Below are 15,976 nucleotides of genomic sequence, written 5' to 3' on the forward strand. Positions count from 1 at the left end.
ATGAGCCAATTTCTCCCCTTATTAGTGACTGATATTCACCGCACCATCCGCGACGCGGTGGTCTTGACCCTACAACCCGAAGACCCGCAGGCGTTTGCCTTCAAGCAGGGTCAGTATCTGACCTTCAAACAGGATTTCGACGGGACCGAGCTGCGCCGCAACTATTCCATTTGCGCCGGTCTGGACGACGGCGTGCTGCAAGTGGGGATCAAGCGGGTCGATGGCGGTGCCTTCTCTACCTTTGCGAACGAGGTATTGAAGGTCGGGGATACGCTGCATGCCATGCCCCCCCAAGGCACGTTTTCCGCCGGGTTAGAGCCTGATCGCGCGCGGAATTACCTTGGCTTTGCCGGCGGGTCGGGGATCACGCCCGTGCTGTCGATCCTCAAGACGGTGCTGAAACGCGAGCCCAAATCGACCTTTACGCTGGTCTATGCCAACCGCGCTGTGAACACGATCATGTTCCGCGAAGAGCTGGAGGATCTCAAGAACCGCTATATGGGCCGGTTGAGCGTCATCCACATGCTGGAAAGCGGGCAGGACATCGACCTGTTCACCGGCCGTGTAGACCAGAATAAATGCGCCGAGTTGTTCAAGACCTGGATCGACGTATCGGACATGGACATGGCCTTTATCTGCGGGCCGGAGCCGATGATGTTGGCCATCGCGGATGCCCTGAAAACCCACGGGTTAGAGCCTGAACAGATCAAGTTCGAACTGTTCAGCGAAAGCCAACAGGGCCGTCTGGCGAAACAGGAAATGGCCAAGCGCAGCGAAGGTCAGGCGCAAACGCAGGTGACCGTGAAAATCGACGGCGCGCAACACAGCTTTACCATGGCGAAAGGGCAGTCGGTGCTGGATGCCGCGCTAGAGAATAACCTTGATGCGCCCTTTGCCTGCAAGGCGGGGGTCTGTTCGACCTGCATGTGCAAGGTCACCGAAGGCGAGGTCGAGATGCTGTCGAACCACGCGCTGGAGGACTACGAAGTCGAACGGGGATACCGGCTGAGCTGCCAAAGCTATCCGCTGAGCGACACGCTTTTCATTGACTACGACCATCACTAAGGGGCCCAATATGCGCGATATCCAAAGCTTTGCCGCCGGACAATGGATCAACCCCGGTGCCGGTGCACGCAACATCGCAAGTGCGATCACCGGCGATGTGATCGCCCAAGCCGGCAATGACGCGCTGCAGGTTCAGACGATGCTGGCCTATGCCCGTGACACCGGCGGCCCTGCCCTGCGCAAGCTGACTTTTCACGACCGTGCCCGGATGCTCAAGTCCGTCGCGCTCTACCTCAATGACCATAAACAGAGCCTGTACGAGCTGTCGTTCGACACAGGCGGCACGCAGGCTGACCACATGATCGACGTGGATGGCGGGATCGGTACGATGCAGGTCTACGCCGCCAAAGGTCGCCGCGAAATGCCGGATGATCAGGTCTATCTTGACGGTCCCGTCGAACAGCTGGGCCGCGCGGGTCAGTTCATGGGCCGCCACATCTGCACACCGCTGCAGGGCGTTGCGGTGCATATCAACGCTTTCAACTTCCCCGTTTGGGGCATGTTGGAAAAGCTCGCCCCGACGCTGCTGGCCGGGGTGCCTGCCATCGTCAAACCCGCCACCGCCACCTGTCAGGTGACCGAGGCCTGTTTCCGCCTGATGATCCAATCCGGCATTCTGCCAGACGGCGCGATCCAGTTGGTGACGGGGGGCTTGGGCGATATGCTGGACCACCTCGATTGTCAGGATGTCGTCAGCTTTACCGGCTCTGCCGAAACCGCGCTGAAACTGCGCAGCAACCCTGTGTTGGTCGAACGCTCCGTCCGGTTCGCGTCTGAACAGGATAGTCTCAATGCCTCTGTGTTAGGGTCTGATGCGGGCCCCGGCACGCCCGAGTTTGATCTGTTTGTGAAAGAGGTCCAGCGCGAGATGACGGCCAAGGCGGGGCAGAAATGTACCGCCATCCGCCGGATCATGGTACCGCAACCCCATGTGGATGCGCTGATCGCTGCGCTGTCGGACCGATTGGCCAAAGTCGCCATCGGCGATCCCCGTCTTGAAGGCACGAAAATGGGCGCGCTTGTTTCGCAATCGCAGCGCCGCGACGTTCTTGAGAAAGCCGCCCTGATCGGGTCAGAGGCGACGCGTGTCTTTGGCGACCCCGATGCCTTTGCGGTCGAGGGCGCGGATGCCCAGAAAGGTGCCTTTGTCCCGCCGATGCTGTTCCACTGCGCCGATCCCGATGCCGCCACGCATGTGCACGACACCGAGGCTTTTGGCCCTGTGTCCACCATCATGCCTTACCGCGACACCGATCACGCCATCGCGCTGCTGAACAAAGGCAAAGGGTCACTGGTCGCCTCCATCATCACCCGCGACGGCGAGACCGCACGCGACATGGTCATGGGCGCAGGCGCGTTTCACGGGCGGCTCTATTTCAACAACCGCGACTCGATGGCCGAGGCGACGGGCCACGGTGCCCCCCTGCCCCATATGGTCCACGGGGGTCCGGGGCGTGCAGGCGGCGGCGAGGAACTGGGCGGCGTGCGCGGCGTCATGCACTATATGCAGCGCACCGCCATTCAGGGCAGCCCCGATATTCTGACCGCCATCGGCAAGCAATGGGTGCCCGGCGCGACCGAGATTTCGGACCGCGACCACCCGTTCACCCGCCGCTTTGGCGCGCTGGATCTGGGCGAGACGTTCAATTCTGCCAGCCGCACCGTGTCGCTGGAGGATATCGAGACTTTCGCCCATTTCACCGGTGATACGTTTTACGCGCATATGGATGACGCTGCCGCCAAGGCGAACCCGTTCTTTCCGGGCCGTGTTGCCCATGGCTATCTGCTGCTGAGCTTTGCCGCAGGGCTGTTCGTGCAGCCTGACCCCGGCCCTGTGCTAGCGAATACCGGGCTGGACAACCTGCGCTTTATGGCACCGGTGCAGGCGGGCGACAGCATCAAGGTCCGGCTCAGCGTCAAGGCAAAGACGCCTCGCAATGACGAATACGGTGAGGTACGCTGGCACGTGACCCTGACCAATCAGGATGATGCCGCCGTGGCCGAGTATGAATTGCTGACGATGAATGCCTATTGACGACTTTGACCTTGCGATCGCCCCTCTGAAAGACCTTGGCGGCCAGCGCGTCTGGTCCCTTATGATCAGTCTCTTTGGTGATCTGGCCCGACAGGAAGGGCAGATCATCGGCGGGCCGGTGCTGTCGGCGATCATGTCGGCGATGGACGTCCGCCCCGAGGCAGCGCGCGTGGCTCTGCATCGTTTGCGCAAGGACAAATGGATCGCCTCCGAGAAACACGGGCGGATCAGCCATCACAGCCTCACCCCCGAAGGCCGCGCCCAAAGTCAGGCGGCCAGTGGCCGGATCTATGCCACCCCTGACGATCTGCCCGAGCACTGGCAAATGGTCGTGACCGATGACACCGACACCGGCGCGCTGGAAAAGGCGGGATTCACCACGTTGATGCCGCGTCTTTATGTCGGGGACGCCGCCCTGCCTGTGCCGAAAGATGCCGCCACGCTGCCCGGTCAGGCTGCCCCCGACTGGATGAAACGCCAGCTAGAGCCTGCCTCCCTTGCCGAAAGCTATGCGCAGCTGTCAGACGCCTTGCACCATGTCGCGCGCGATCTTGCTGGTGCCGACACGCTAACGCCGTTGCAAATTGCGACCCTGCGCTGCCTGATCGTGCATAATTGGCGCCGCCTTGCGCTGAAGCACCCCGCGCTGCCGCGTCCGCTGATCCGCGATGATTGGGCCGGTCTGGTCGCGCATCAAAGGGTTGCTGCCCTGCTCGCGGCCTACCCACGCCCCGACCTGCCGGAAATCGCCACCGCCTGAGCCCGCGCAGAAAGCGATGCTTTCCCAACGCGCGCCGTCGGGATATAGGGAGGGCATGACAAATACAGTTTACCAAAATGACCTGCCCGACGGGCTGAACCTTGGACCGATGGTCGCGATAGATTGCGAAACCATGGGGCTGCATCCGCACCGTGACCGGCTGTGTGTCGTGCAGCTGTCCGGCGGTGACGGGAACGCGCATCTGGTCCAGATCGCCAAGGGCCAGACCGAGGCCCCTAATCTTTGTGCCCTGCTTGAAGACCCGCATGTGCTCAAGCTGTTCCACTATGGCCGGTTTGACATCGCCGCTTTGCTGAACACCTTTGGAGCCAAGGCCGCGCCGGTCTATTGCACCAAGATCGCCAGCCGCCTTGTGCGCACCTATACCGACCGCCACGGGCTTGCCAAACTCTGCCAAGAACTGCTGAGCGTCGATATCTCCAAACAGCAGCAATCCAGTGATTGGGGTGCCGAGACGCTGACCAAAGCGCAGATCGACTATGCCGCCTCGGACGTGCTGCACCTGCACAAGCTGCGGGACGTGCTGAACCAGATGTTGATCCGCGAAGGACGCATCGAGCTCGCGCAAGCGTGTTTTGAATTTTTGCCAACCCGTGCCCAACTCGATTTGGACGGCTGGCCCGAAACGGATATTTTTGCACACGCATGACCACACCTTTCCTAGATACCGCCCGCCGCGTCATCCGCACCGAGGCCCAAGCGCTTGAACAACTGGCCGACAGTCTGGACGACCGTTTTCGTCAGGCGATCGACCTGCTGGTCGCGACCCGTGGGCGGGTGATTGTCACCGGCATCGGCAAGTCCGGCCATATCGCCAAAAAGATCGCCGCGACGCTGGCAAGCACCGGCACGCCCGCGCAGTTCGTCCACCCTGCCGAGGCAAGCCACGGCGATCTGGGGATGATCACCGGCGATGATGTGGTGCTTGCGATCTCGAACTCGGGCGAAGCGCCGGAGCTTGCCAATCTGATCGCCTATTCGCGCCGCTTTTCCATCCCGCTGATCGGTATCACCAGCCGCGCGCAAAGCAGCCTTGGCGCGCAATGCGACGTGGTGCTGGAACTGCCGCAACTGGCAGAGGCCTGCGGGACCGGCGTGGTGCCGTCGACATCGACCACGATGACACTGGCGATGGGGGATGCTGTGGCGATTGCCCTGATGGAAAACCGCGCCTTCACCGCCGAACATTTCCGCGAATTCCACCCCGGTGGCAAACTTGGCGCACGGCTTAGCCGTGTCGCTGATCTGATGCACACGGGCGATGCGCTTCCGCTGGTGCAGGTCGATGCCCCGATGTCCGACGCGCTGATGGCGATGAGCAGTAAATCCTTTGGCGTGGTGATTGTCACCGACAGCAACGGCGCGCTTGCCGGTATCATCACCAGCGGCGATTTGGGGCGTCACCTTGACGGGCTGATGTCCAAAACCGCGCGCGAGGTCATGACGCCGACCCCTGTCACCGTCGCACCCGACGCGCTGGCGGAAAAGGCCGTGGGCATCATGAACGCCCGCAAGATCACCTGTCTGCTGGTGCTGGACCCCGCCCAAGGGGACATCCCCGCAGGTCTGCTGCATATCCACGACTGCCTACGCGTCGGTCTGGGCTAGGGCGCGATGCAGGGGGACCGTTACACAAGGCTGATCTCTTGGCTCAAGGTGCTGTTCCCCTTGGCAGCGCTTGGCCTGCTGTCGACCCTGTTCCTGCTGTCGCGCGCGATTGATCCCGGGCAGGCCATCCCCTTTGCCGAGAAAGAGGTGCAAGATCGCCTGCGCGACCAGCAGATCACCGGCCCCTTCTTTACCGGCGCAACGTCAGAGGGGGACGAGCTGTCGTTCTATGCCGATGTGCTCACCCGCCCCGACGGGCAGACCGGCATGAACCACGCCGAAAACCTGCGTGCGACAATCAACACCCCCGAGGGATCGACCTTTCGCCTGCAATCGGATCTCGCCGATTTTGACATCGCCGAGGACGTGGCCGATCTGCTGGGCAAGGTGATCCTGACGACCTCGACCGGATACCGGCTGCAAAGCGAAAAGATCACGTCAGACCTGTCGGGGCTGAATATCCAGTCGCCGGGCGCGGTCCACGGCACTACCCCAGGTGGTACGTTGGAGGCTGGTGCCATGTCGATAACGCAAACAGATGAACAAACCGCCCCCCAATTGGTTTTCACAAACCGGGTGAAGCTGATATACAAACCGAAATCCAAATCAGAGTGACGCACGTGAAACACCTACTGCTGCCCGTTTTCCTGCTCCTTTCCGCGATGCCAATCGCCGCACAAGGGACCAATGTGGCCTTTGGGTCGATCCGTCAGGATACCGGCCTGCCCGTCGAGGTGACCGCCGACAACCTGTCCGTCGATCAAGGGGACGGATCGGCTGTTTTCACTGGGAATGTGCTAATCGGTCAGGGCGAGATGCGCCTGTCCGCCGCACGCGTTCTGGTTGTGTATCGTGCCGAGGCCGAAGGCATCGCGCGGCTTGAAGCGACGGGCGGTGTGACCCTTGTCTCGGGCAAGGACGCCGCCGAATCAGAGCGCGCGGATTACGACATCGACACGGGCACAATCGTGATGTCGGGGAACGTGCTGCTGACCCAAGGGCGCAATGCGCTCAGCTCTGACACGATGAGCGTCAAGCTGTCGGACGGCACGGCGCAGATGTCCGGCCGCGTGAAAACAATCCTGCAAACGGGCAGCAACAACTGATGTCTTCCCCGAATTTGACGGTCACGGATGGCGCAAGCGGTCTGCGTATCGAACATCTGCGTAAATCCTACCGCAAGAAAACTGTCATCCGCGACTTCTCGATGGAGCTGAACCGGGGCGAGGTTGTTGCCCTGCTGGGGCCGAACGGGTCCGGCAAGACGACCACGTTTTACGCCGTGGCCGGGCTGGTCATGCCCGAAGGCGGCACTGTCACGATTGATGGCAAGAACGTCACCACCCTGCCGATGTATCGCCGCGCACAGCTTGGCATCGGCTACCTCCCGCAAGAGATGAGCATCTTTCGCGGGCTGAGCGTGCAAGACAATATCTCGGCGATTCTGGATATCTCTGTCTCTGACGCGCGCGGGCGGCGTGAACGGCTTGAAGCCTTGCTGTCGGAATTTTCCATCGAACACCTGCGCCGTGCGCCGGCCTTGGCCCTGTCAGGCGGGGAGCGTCGCCGCGTGGAAATCGCCCGTTGTCTGGCGGCCGATCCCAAATACCTGCTGCTCGACGAGCCCTTTGCGGGCGTGGACCCGATTTCGGTGGATGACATCCGCCATCTGGTTGCCGATCTGAAAAAGCGCGGCATCGGCGTGCTGATCACCGACCATAACGTGCGGGAAACATTGGATATTGTGGACCGTGCTTACATCTTGCACGAAGGCACTGTGTTGATGTCCGGCATCCCCGAAGAGGTCGTGCAGAACGAGAATGTGCGCCGGGTCTACCTGGGCGATAACTTCCGCATTTCCTAATCAACTACAGACATATTGCGCTAGTTTCCGCACATCCATGCGCCGGATTCATTTGACAACGCGGCCCAATCACGCGCTCAATAGGACTATGGCGAGACGGCGTATCATGTTTGTGCTGCATCCCCCCCTTCCCAAAGGGATGGTGTCTCTCAAACTCGTCGCATCGTCATTCACCCGCATCTGACCCCGCCTTTACCGCATTTTATGCGGCCTATGGTGTTGTCCGGATCATAAGAACAAGGAGAATTTATGCGGTACCAAATCAGTGGCAAACAAATCGACATCGGCGAAGCCCTGCAAACGCATGTGAAAACGGAATTGGGCGAAGCTGTCCAGAAGTATGCTGAGCGTCCGACGGACGCGAATGTCATCTTTTCCAAATCCGGTCACGAGTTCGTCTGCGAAACGACGGTGCACCTATCGACTGGCCTTACGGCGTCAGCGAAAGCGCATGCTACTGATATCTATGGATCTTTCGATTCATGTGCAGCAAAGATGGAAAAGCAGCTGAGGCGCTACAAGCGACGGTTGAAAGATCACCATCGCGAGCGTGCGCAACCGGTTGAACTTTTCGGTGCATCCTCGTATATCCTCGCCTCAGAAAGCGATTCAGACGCGCAGGAACCCGAAACACTCCAACCCATGATCATCGCGGAAATGCAGACCAAGATCGCGACCTTGTCTGTGGGTGAAGCTGTGATGCAGATGGAAATTTCGGGAACGCCTGTCGTGGTCTTCCGCAAAGACGGTCAAGAAGGCGTAAACGTTGTCTACCGTCGCGATGACGGCAACATCGGCTGGATCGATCCGTCGTAACACAAACCGGACCCATCAGCGGCCGAGAACAGAGCGAGCAGAATGAATTTTGCGAAACTCCTAAAGCCGGGGGCTGTCAAAGTCCTCACATCGGCCTCAAGTAAGAAACGCCTGCTCCACGATATCGGGGAGCTGGCGCATAATGCTTACGGTTTGAAAGCCGCCGCGGTGGTCGAAGCCTTGATGACGCGCGAATCCCTTGGTCCGACAGGCGTGGGCCACGGGGTCGCGCTGCCCCACGCGCGGCTTGAAGGTCTGGACAATGTGCTGGGGGCCTTTGTGCTTCTCGACAAGCCGATCGATTTCAACGCGGTCGACCGCCAGCCGGTCGATATCGCCTTTGCCCTGTTTGCCCCTGAAAGCGCGGGTGTCGAACACCTCAAGGCGCTGGCGCTGGTGTCGCGTACACTGCGCAATGCCTCTGTCTGCTCTAAGCTGCGGGCCAACCCCGACCCTGCCACGCTTTACGCGATCCTGACCGAAGCACAGGCAACGCAGGCCGCCTAAGCGGCGCTACCCCCAACTTTTGAACCCGAACATCATATAGTCCCGCTGGTACGCGTCGGATGCGCGTTTTTCGATGTCGGCATCATAGATGTCGGCCAGCGCATAGGGGTGGGTTGCGGATCGTGCGGGCAAGGTTGCGGGCGGTTGCACCCCGACGCTTTGCGCCAAGGCTGACAGCTCTGCGGCCAGCGCATCCTCGCGGATGATCCGGTCGGGCAAGGCGAATTCGCCGAACCCCTGTACCGCCTGCGCCTGCGTGCACCATGCCTGATCCACACGAATTGCTGTCTGCCCGTTCAGATTCCCCTTGAGGAAAGTCAGAAACGCCTTGAACGCCGCGCGATGTGCATCGGCGTCATAGCTGTTGTCCGGTTCGCCTTTCGGCAGCGGCAGCTTGTAGCGGTTGATCAACGTCGTGCGCAGTTGCGGGTAGCTGCCTTTGTCCGTGGTCACGATGTGCCGGCAGAACGCGTCATGCGCACGGTCCACCGGATGCCGCAGCACGGTGAAACTGCGGTGACCGGGATGCCGGCGCTTCCATTGGCGTAACTGTTTCTGGTTCAACTTAGTTTGCAGCTTGTCCCGCCCGACACCATCCAGCGCTGCCATCCAGTCCAGCACCTGCGGCTCTGGCCCGCTGCGCAAGGGCAAATAAAGCAACGGAGCTTCGGCCGCCGCGACATAGGACGGCACCACCGGCCCGCGGCGGGGTTCGAAATTTGGGGTGCGGGTCAGGTCGAAGCGATCCATCCGGCCAAGCGCATCCAGCATATCGTCATAATTGCTGACCTTGGCCGAGATCGGGTCGGGGTTCTGCTTTTTCAGACTTTTATCCAACGCCTCTAGCGGGTGATCCACGCCCAGATACCGCGCCAGACCGTTCATCACCTCGACGCTTTGCAGATCCTCATAGGCCACGTAAAACGCCGTCTGCCCCAGCTTCTGCAACCGGTTCAACAGCGTCAGCTGGAACGCCTGAAGCGCCTCAAGGTGGTCCGAGAATTCTTCTTCGTCAAAGACGGCTTGCGCCTTTTTCCGCGCTTTCACATCCGTCAATTTCCACTGACCGGTGCTGCGCGCGATCTTCCAGCTGACGTAACTTTCGACAGGGTTACGCGTCAGGATGATCTTGGCGCAGGTGTCGTCTTCCAGCAGCGGATCCAGAACGCGCGGGTCGTGGTTGTGGAAATAGCGAAACCCGCCGATGCCCTTGGTCTTGTCGCGTATCGCAACCAGCAGCTCTGTCGGGTCGTCGTCGCGTGTTTGCTGGTCTATGCCCAAAATCTCGGTGCTTTTGGGGTAGCCGATAAAATGCGGGTTGAAGGCCTCGCCGTGGCAGGTGATCCCGTCAAAGGCGTTCAGGTTACTCTCCAGAAAGTTGGAGCCCGTGCGCATTTCGGCAAAAACGACAAAGCTTTTGAAATTAGAACTCATATTTATTGCACCAGATAGGGTTTGCGCGGCGGTTTCTGGGGGGCCGACATGCCACGTTCAACGGGAAAGTCGCCCATTAGATAGGGGTGCATCCCCTGGTTCTTGAGGTTCTGCAGGAATTGACCAAAGCCGGTGAGATCCGCCATCTTTGGCACCTCGGACAGACGACCGGTTTTGACCTGCCCGATCTCGTCCAGAATGCTTTGCAGCGGCTCCATCGGGGCTTCGATGAATTCGGCCATCGTCCAGATACGCACCCGCGCCTTGGAGTAATGCGACCGCAGCACTTTCATGTGTTCGCTTTCGATCTTTTGCAACGCGGCGGCGGTGCGGCGAATGTCGGCGAAATCCTGATTGGACCGGAACAACGGCACGGCCCAAGCCCCGGTGATCACCGACACCTGCGCATTCGGATCCTTGGCGATGTTCCCGACGATATCCTGATTGTCCTGCGGGCCGAACTGGAAGCATTGACGTTCGCCACGGGTGTTCCAGATCAGATTTGTCAGAAACGCCTTGGGGTCATAGTCGCGTATCTTGGCGCTATTGCTCAGCGCCCCGTTGATCGAGTTCTGCCCATCGGCAAAATGCACGCGGTCCGGTGCGAACAGATGGCCATGCACCCGCGCGCCGGTGGATTTGGTGAGCCAGGGTTCAAAGTTCTCGAACAGCTCGACAAAGCCCTGAAAGACGGAATAGGGCGCGGCAGTGACGCCGTTTTCCCAATCTTCATTGGGGAAGCGGCTTTGCATATAGAGCCCCGCCCGCCCCCGCGTGCGCCGTTCAACCGCTTTGGCAAAGACACGGTCAATCTTGCCGGGGTTCGGCTCTGTCCGCTTCATGGCACCCGCCTCATCGGTGAGGAACGCCTCGTAGAGCCTGTCCGCTTTGGGCCATATCTTGCGCGCGACAAAGCAATCGGACCGCCGCAAAAGCTGGAGGTGATCGTCGTAAAAGATATGCGGCTTGCCCTGAAAATCGAACTTGGACAAAGTCAGCGACCGGCTTTCGATCTGGGTCGAATAAAGCCGGGCGAGCGTCTGGAAGTAGCTTTCATCCGGTATCCAGACGTGGCGGAAATAGGCGTCGTATGCCGCGCGTTTCGGATCTTGCAGGATCGCCGACAGGGTTTGCCGCGTCAGGCACCACCATTGCGACCCCATATGCGGCACGACCCCCTTGGGGATACGCCGCTTGAGCCCGATAAAGCGCTGCACCGCCACCGCCTTGTCGAACAGATAGCGCCGCCGTTTCCACGAGAAGGGAAAACGCATGGTAAAACGTTCTTCGTCCAGCCCGCCAACAGTCCAGGGCACATCGGCTGTGGTGGCGCTTTCGATAAAATCGGTGCGCGGGCGGGCGGCAAGATAGTCGATCAGCTCTTTCACCGGACGCAGCGGCAGGCATGACCCCGATGCCAGATACACATGGCGCACATCCGGAAAGCGGTTCAGCATCATCTCGGACGCGGTTTGCGAAGCGGCCACCAGCCCCCATGTCCCCCATTCGCAACGGTATCTTTTGCTGAACACCAGCGCGGGCAAATCCGCCAGCGCCTGCACAAAAGCATCATGGGTCTGGCGTGGCACCGATTTATCGACGTGGATCACCACCGGACAGCCCGCCGCCGCCCAATGTCGCGCGACCTGTTCAGCGCGGCCAAGGGCGGTGTGCACCAGCATGACGATCCCGACGCTCATGCCCAGTTCCCCTTGGACATGAGACCCAGAATCTCGAGCTGGCGCCAGTTGATATATTTCTCGGACCACTTGCCCCACAGCTGCGGGTTCTGGTCGGGGTTGTTGGCATAGGTCTTGTATTCGATGGATTTGGCATAGTGCTGGCCGCGCACAAGCTCCTCTGCCGCCTTGGCGCTAAAGGTATCCAGGAATTTGGCATGTAGCAGCACGCCTGATGCTTTCTCTCCGCCCCATTCGTCATAGACACGGTTCAACCCGCGCGGCAGCAGCATATGGGTGGAACTGACATAGGCATAGCGCCGGTCCCATTTGACCAAGGGCACCTTGTTCAGCGCGGGGGCCTTGGCGGGCTTGTGCTTGAAAAATACCCGCGCACGCGGCCCGCCCTGTATCCACAGGTTTCCATATTTGGCATTACGTGAAATCGCGTAGTTGCCGCTGTCGAACCACGATGCGATCTCCATCGGGTTCTGCCCCTCTTGATAGGGTTCATCCCCCAGCCGTCCCTTGGGGTAGACATCCAGCAGCATCGCGCCAAAGCTGCGGATCTCGCAGTTATCCAGCCAGTCGGTCAGCGCCTGAACCGGCCGCGTATCGCAAAACGGATAGACAAAGAATTCATCCGGATCGACAACCAGCACCCAATGCCCGTGCGCGTATTTGCGTTTGAGGTAGTTCATCCAGTCGACACCGAACCCCGACCGCCGATAGCTGGCGTCGGTATGCCAGACAGAGACATCCTTCATCCCGCGCAGGTAATCGGCACTGCCGTCGTCGGACCCGTTATCGACAAAGAGAAAGTGGTTGATCCCCAACTCTCGATAATACTCAAGAAAATACGGGAGCCGGATTTTCTCGTTCCGCATGGTGCAGACAAGCAAGACATCATCGGGACGAATTGCGCTGGTGTTGTCCTGAACATGTGTCAGCTCGGACGACTTGCGCAGCGCCCGGATCAACCGCCGCTTGCGCCGCACGCGCATCTTGTAAGAATCCCAAAGGCTCACGTGTTCTCCATACCCTGCGCGGAATGCCCCGCCGGCCTAAGGCCCTCATCCCATCAGGTTCCAAGCCAATATGTCATGGGCCGTGTTCATAAACAACGTACTTTGAAACAGTTACGCGTTGCCGGAATGACGGTCAGGACCGGGGAATATCAAGCCCAGGGGCTGCGCATCAGGTCGCAGTCTTCCAGATCCGCCGGCCCGGTATAGCGCCGCGCATCTGCGTGCCACAGATCGGGCGCGTCAGCGATCTGGTCATAGTAACCGTCAAACTGTGCCGGGTTGTGAAAATGCTGCCCCCGTGCCTTTTCCTGACGGGACTTCGCAATGATCTCTGGCAGGAACTTACTGTGCAGCAACACCCCCGAGGCCGTCTTCCCCCCCGGCCCATCGTAGATGTCATTCAGCGCGGGCGGCAGGAGGGAGTGGGTCGAATTCACATAGACATAGCGCCGATGCCAGCGGATCAACGGTATCTTGTTCAGCGTCGGTGACTGCGTGGGACGATCAGCAAAGAAAACCCGTTCGCGGGCACCACCCTGCACCCAGAGATTGTTCATCGGCCACTGGCGTCGCGCCCGATAGGGGGCGGGGTCGAACCAATCCAGCACCTGCGCCGGGGCTTGGCCGGGGGCATAGAACTGCGCGCCCAATGGGCCCTTCGGGAATATATCCAGCATCAGCGTGCCGAACCCTTTGCGCGCTTTACGCTCAAGTTGATCGGTCAATGCGGGCAGTTTCCGCGTCTCCATCTGGTCATAGACCAGCAGCTCGTCCGCATCGACGGTCAGACACCAGCGCCCGTGCCCATGCCGCCACAGCAGCCAGTTCAGCCAATCCAGCCCGAACCGCGACGCGCGATAGCTGGCAGAGGTTTGCCACAGGGTCACATCGGGCTGTGCCGCCATCATTTCGGTACTGCCATCGTCACTGTCATTGTCGATCATCAGAAAATGCGCAACGCCAAGATCGCGGTAGTGATCCAGAAAATACGGAAGCCGCGCGGACTCGTTGCGCAGCACGACAAAGGCGAGCACGCCATCGCGCGGAATGGCGGGCCGCGTTGGCGCTTTCAACTGATGCCGCGACCGCAACGCACGCCACAGGAGACGCCGCCGTTTCAACCGCATCCGATAGGCACCCCATAGCCGGGCCCCTCGCGACGCGGGAACAGCGGCGCTGTCGGTCATGCGCTATAGTGGCCGGTCTGGTGCCATCTCCACGCGTCGGTGATCATCTGCTGCAGGGTCGACCGTGTGGGCCGCCAGCCCAGCTCTGTCTCGGCGCGGACCGAGCCCGAGACCAGCTTGGTGCAATCGCCCGGTCGCCGGTCGCCTTCGGTCATGGGCACGGCGCGGTTGGTAACCTCGCGGCTGTGTTCCACAACCTCGCGCACGGAAAACCCGGTGCCGGTGCCCAGATTGAACACGCGACTGCCCTTATCCTCTCGCAGCCAGTTCAGCCCCAGAACATGGGCATCCACCAGATCGCAGACATGCACATAATCACGAATGCAGGTGCCATCGGGCGTGTCGTAATCGGTGCCAAAGATCGTCAGCGCATCTCGTTTGCCGTCGATGGCGTCCAGCATCAGCGGGATCAAATGTGTCTCGGGCTGGTGGAATTCGCCGACCTCCCCTTCGGGGTCGGCACCGGCCACGTTGAAATAGCGGAAAATCACGCTTTGCAGACCATAAGCGGCCTCGAAATCGCGCAGGATATCTTCGATCGCGCGTTTGGAGGCCCCGTAGGCGTTGATCGGGTGCTGCGCGCTATTTTCATCCAGCACAACATTGTCCTGATCGCCATAGGTCGCACAGGTGGACGAAAAGACGAAGTGTTTGCAGCCTGCGGCGACCGTCGCCTCGATCAGGTTCAGCGACCCTTCGACGTTGTTGCGCCAATAGGTGCCGGGCTGTTTCATGCTATCGCCCACTTGGCTAAGCGCGGCAAAATGCATGACGGCGACCGGCTGGTATTGTTCAAACGCGGCGTCAATCTCGGCGCGGTTCAGCAGGTCACCCTGCACGAACGGGCCGAATTTTACTGCGTCACGCCAGCCGGTGACCAGATTATCGAAGGTGACGGGGGTATGCCCTGCGGCGGCCAGCGCCTTGCACGCGTGCGACCCGATATAGCCCGCGCCGCCGGTGACCAAGATATTCGCCATACGCCCGTCCCTATCATCCTGCGCTTATTGCGCTGCGGTTTCACCCTGCATGATGTCTTGCAAATACGCACGCAGATCATCGCGCAGCTCTTCACGTGCCAGCCCGAAGGACACCGTCGCCTGCAGGAAACCGGATTTGGAACCGCAGTCGAAACGCTGGCCCTTGAAGCGGTAGCCATAGACATCATTGCCTTGGGTCAGCTCTGCTGCAATAGCGTCGGTCAGCTGGATTTCCCCGCCCGAGCCGGACTTCAGCTGGTTCAGGTTCTTCAGCACGTTGGGCGACAGGATATAGCGGCCGATGACGGCAAGGTTCGACGGCGCGTCTTCGGCTTTGGGCTTTTCGACCATGCCCTTCACCTTGACCAACTCGCCATCGGTTTGACCCTCGTCGATGTCCAGCATCCCGTAGGAGGAGGATTTTTCAGGGTTCACTTCCATCGCCGCAACCATGTTGCCGCCGGTCTCGTTATAGGCTTCGATCATCTGCTGCAGGCAGGGTTTGTCGGCAGCGATCACATCGTCGGGCAGCATCACCGCAAAGGGTTCGTTGCCGATCAGACGACGGGCGCACCATACCGCGTGGCCCAGACCAAGCGCTTTGTGTTGGCGGATATAGGCAATGGCACCGCTGTCCATATTGGTGCTTTTCAGGATCTCCATCAGCTCTGTCTTGCCCTTGGAGCGTAGTTCCTGTTCCAGCACGGGAGAGTGATCAAAGTAATCTTCCAGCGCGCCCTTGCCGCGGGAGGTGACAAAGATGAATTCCTTGATGCCCGCCGCGCGGGCCTCGTCGATGGCGTATTGCACCAGCGGGCGATCGACCAACGTCATGATCTCTTTGGGGACAGATTTCGTCGCGGGCAAAAACCGCGTTCCCAAACCAGCCACCGGAAAAATCGCTTTTGTTACTTTCTTAGCCATGTGAAATCGTCGCCTTTATACATTTACGTGCGGATAACCGAGTTAGCGCTCATTGAATTGCAAACCAC

At 60.1% G+C, this 15,976-nt stretch carries 16 protein-coding genes; 10 read left to right on the top strand and 6 right to left on the bottom strand.

Going from position 1 to position 15,976, the window contains the following annotated elements; all coding sequences use genetic code 11:
• From SJY36_RS15055 to SJY36_RS15100, 10 genes are all read left to right on the top strand, one after another.
• Window positions 1–1,065 carry a 2Fe-2S iron-sulfur cluster-binding protein gene (locus tag SJY36_RS15055; RefSeq protein ID WP_180828449.1) on the top strand — a complete coding sequence of 355 codons (1,065 nt, stop codon included), beginning with the start codon at window positions 1–3 and terminating at the stop codon, window positions 1,063–1,065.
• A 10-nt stretch (window positions 1,066–1,075) separates the two neighbouring features.
• Window positions 1,076–3,100: a phenylacetic acid degradation bifunctional protein PaaZ gene (gene paaZ / locus SJY36_RS15060; RefSeq protein ID WP_386176193.1), complete on the top strand. Its 2,025-nt coding sequence runs from the start codon at window positions 1,076–1,078 to the stop codon at window positions 3,098–3,100.
• Window positions 3,090–3,860, top strand: a complete 771-nt coding sequence (locus SJY36_RS15065) for a PaaX family transcriptional regulator C-terminal domain-containing protein (protein WP_386176195.1) — start codon at window positions 3,090–3,092, stop codon at window positions 3,858–3,860. The genes paaZ and SJY36_RS15065 overlap by 11 nt, the downstream gene beginning before the upstream one ends.
• A 55-nt stretch (window positions 3,861–3,915) precedes the next feature.
• Window positions 3,916–4,530: a ribonuclease D gene (locus SJY36_RS15070; protein ID WP_005850559.1), complete on the top strand. Its 615-nt coding sequence runs from the start codon at window positions 3,916–3,918 to the stop codon at window positions 4,528–4,530.
• Entirely contained in the window at window positions 4,527–5,489 is a 963-nt protein-coding gene (locus SJY36_RS15075; protein ID WP_037942545.1) for an SIS domain-containing protein, read from the top strand. Before SJY36_RS15070 ends, SJY36_RS15075 begins: the two co-directional genes overlap by 4 nt.
• A gap of 6 nt (window positions 5,490–5,495) precedes the next feature.
• Window positions 5,496–6,104: an LPS export ABC transporter periplasmic protein LptC gene (gene lptC / locus SJY36_RS15080; RefSeq protein ID WP_009825618.1), complete on the top strand. Its 609-nt coding sequence runs from the start codon at window positions 5,496–5,498 to the stop codon at window positions 6,102–6,104.
• Window positions 6,101–6,595 carry an LptA/OstA family protein gene (locus tag SJY36_RS15085; protein ID WP_005850563.1) on the top strand — a complete coding sequence of 165 codons (495 nt, stop codon included), beginning with the start codon at window positions 6,101–6,103 and terminating at the stop codon, window positions 6,593–6,595. Before lptC ends, SJY36_RS15085 begins: the two co-directional genes overlap by 4 nt.
• Window positions 6,595–7,353: an LPS export ABC transporter ATP-binding protein gene (gene lptB / locus SJY36_RS15090; RefSeq protein ID WP_386176197.1), complete on the top strand. Its 759-nt coding sequence runs from the start codon at window positions 6,595–6,597 to the stop codon at window positions 7,351–7,353. The genes SJY36_RS15085 and lptB overlap by 1 nt, the downstream gene beginning before the upstream one ends.
• Window positions 7,354–7,602: 249 nt before the next feature.
• Window positions 7,603–8,169: a ribosome hibernation-promoting factor, HPF/YfiA family gene (hpf, locus tag SJY36_RS15095; RefSeq protein ID WP_005850565.1), complete on the top strand. Its 567-nt coding sequence runs from the start codon at window positions 7,603–7,605 to the stop codon at window positions 8,167–8,169.
• Between the two features lie 42 nt (window positions 8,170–8,211).
• On the top strand, window positions 8,212–8,676 hold the full coding sequence (locus SJY36_RS15100) for a PTS sugar transporter subunit IIA (RefSeq protein ID WP_005850566.1): 465 nt from the start codon (window positions 8,212–8,214) through the stop codon (window positions 8,674–8,676).
• A 6-nt stretch (window positions 8,677–8,682) separates the two neighbouring features.
• Here the strand turns inward: SJY36_RS15100 and SJY36_RS15105 are convergent, their stop codons facing one another.
• The 6 genes from SJY36_RS15105 to galU all read right to left on the bottom strand — a co-directional run bounded on the left by SJY36_RS15105 (window position 8,683) and on the right by galU (window position 15,908).
• Entirely contained in the window at window positions 8,683–10,110 is a 1,428-nt protein-coding gene (locus SJY36_RS15105) for a sulfotransferase family 2 domain-containing protein (RefSeq protein ID WP_386176199.1), read from the bottom strand.
• A gap of 2 nt (window positions 10,111–10,112) precedes the next feature.
• Entirely contained in the window at window positions 10,113–11,810 is a 1,698-nt protein-coding gene (locus SJY36_RS15110) for a beta-1,6-N-acetylglucosaminyltransferase (RefSeq protein WP_386176201.1), read from the bottom strand.
• On the bottom strand, window positions 11,807–12,793 hold the full coding sequence (locus SJY36_RS15115; protein ID WP_009825623.1) for a glycosyltransferase family 2 protein: 987 nt from the start codon (window positions 12,791–12,793) through the stop codon (window positions 11,807–11,809). The genes SJY36_RS15110 and SJY36_RS15115 overlap by 4 nt, the downstream gene beginning before the upstream one ends.
• A gap of 173 nt (window positions 12,794–12,966) precedes the next feature.
• Window positions 12,967–14,004, bottom strand: a complete 1,038-nt coding sequence (locus tag SJY36_RS15120; RefSeq protein WP_386176203.1) for a glycosyltransferase family 2 protein — start codon at window positions 14,002–14,004, stop codon at window positions 12,967–12,969.
• Window positions 14,001–14,984 (bottom strand): UDP-glucose 4-epimerase GalE, encoded by a 984-nt coding sequence (gene galE / locus SJY36_RS15125; protein WP_009825625.1) that lies wholly within the window; start codon window positions 14,982–14,984, stop codon window positions 14,001–14,003. The genes SJY36_RS15120 and galE overlap by 4 nt, the downstream gene beginning before the upstream one ends.
• Window positions 14,985–15,008: 24 nt before the next feature.
• Window positions 15,009–15,908, bottom strand: coding sequence for a UTP--glucose-1-phosphate uridylyltransferase GalU (gene galU, locus SJY36_RS15130; protein ID WP_005850578.1), 900 nt, complete (start codon window positions 15,906–15,908; stop codon window positions 15,009–15,011).
• Window positions 15,909–15,976: the final 68 nt, after the last annotated feature.

This window comes from Sulfitobacter sp. R86518, from assembly GCF_042466275.1.
GTDB classification, from domain to species: Bacteria; Pseudomonadota; Alphaproteobacteria; order Rhodobacterales; family Rhodobacteraceae; genus Sulfitobacter; species Sulfitobacter pontiacus.

Excerpts from the sequence above, each read along its gene's own strand:
- SJY36_RS15055 (WP_180828449.1), top strand. The coding sequence starts at position 1 with ATGAGCCAATTTCTCCCCTTATTAGTGACTGATATTCACCGCACCATC.
- paaZ (WP_386176193.1), top strand. The coding sequence starts at position 1,076 with ATGCGCGATATCCAAAGCTTTGCCGCCGGACAATGGATCAACCCCGGT.
- SJY36_RS15065 (WP_386176195.1), top strand. The coding sequence starts at position 3,090 with ATGCCTATTGACGACTTTGACCTTGCGATCGCCCCTCTGAAAGACCTT.
- SJY36_RS15070 (WP_005850559.1), top strand. The coding sequence starts at position 3,916 with ATGACAAATACAGTTTACCAAAATGACCTGCCCGACGGGCTGAACCTT.
- SJY36_RS15075 (WP_037942545.1), top strand. The coding sequence starts at position 4,527 with ATGACCACACCTTTCCTAGATACCGCCCGCCGCGTCATCCGCACCGAG.
- lptC (WP_009825618.1), top strand. The coding sequence starts at position 5,496 with ATGCAGGGGGACCGTTACACAAGGCTGATCTCTTGGCTCAAGGTGCTG.
- lptB (WP_386176197.1), top strand. The coding sequence starts at position 6,595 with ATGTCTTCCCCGAATTTGACGGTCACGGATGGCGCAAGCGGTCTGCGT.
- hpf (WP_005850565.1), top strand. The coding sequence starts at position 7,603 with ATGCGGTACCAAATCAGTGGCAAACAAATCGACATCGGCGAAGCCCTG.
- SJY36_RS15100 (WP_005850566.1), top strand. The coding sequence starts at position 8,212 with ATGAATTTTGCGAAACTCCTAAAGCCGGGGGCTGTCAAAGTCCTCACA.
- SJY36_RS15105 (WP_386176199.1), bottom strand. The coding sequence starts at position 10,110 with ATGAGTTCTAATTTCAAAAGCTTTGTCGTTTTTGCCGAAATGCGCACG.
- SJY36_RS15110 (WP_386176201.1), bottom strand. The coding sequence starts at position 11,810 with ATGAGCGTCGGGATCGTCATGCTGGTGCACACCGCCCTTGGCCGCGCT.
- SJY36_RS15115 (WP_009825623.1), bottom strand. The coding sequence starts at position 12,793 with ATGCGCGTGCGGCGCAAGCGGCGGTTGATCCGGGCGCTGCGCAAGTCG.
- SJY36_RS15120 (WP_386176203.1), bottom strand. The coding sequence starts at position 14,004 with ATGACCGACAGCGCCGCTGTTCCCGCGTCGCGAGGGGCCCGGCTATGG.
- galE (WP_009825625.1), bottom strand. The coding sequence starts at position 14,984 with ATGGCGAATATCTTGGTCACCGGCGGCGCGGGCTATATCGGGTCGCAC.
- galU (WP_005850578.1), bottom strand. The coding sequence starts at position 15,908 with ATGGCTAAGAAAGTAACAAAAGCGATTTTTCCGGTGGCTGGTTTGGGA.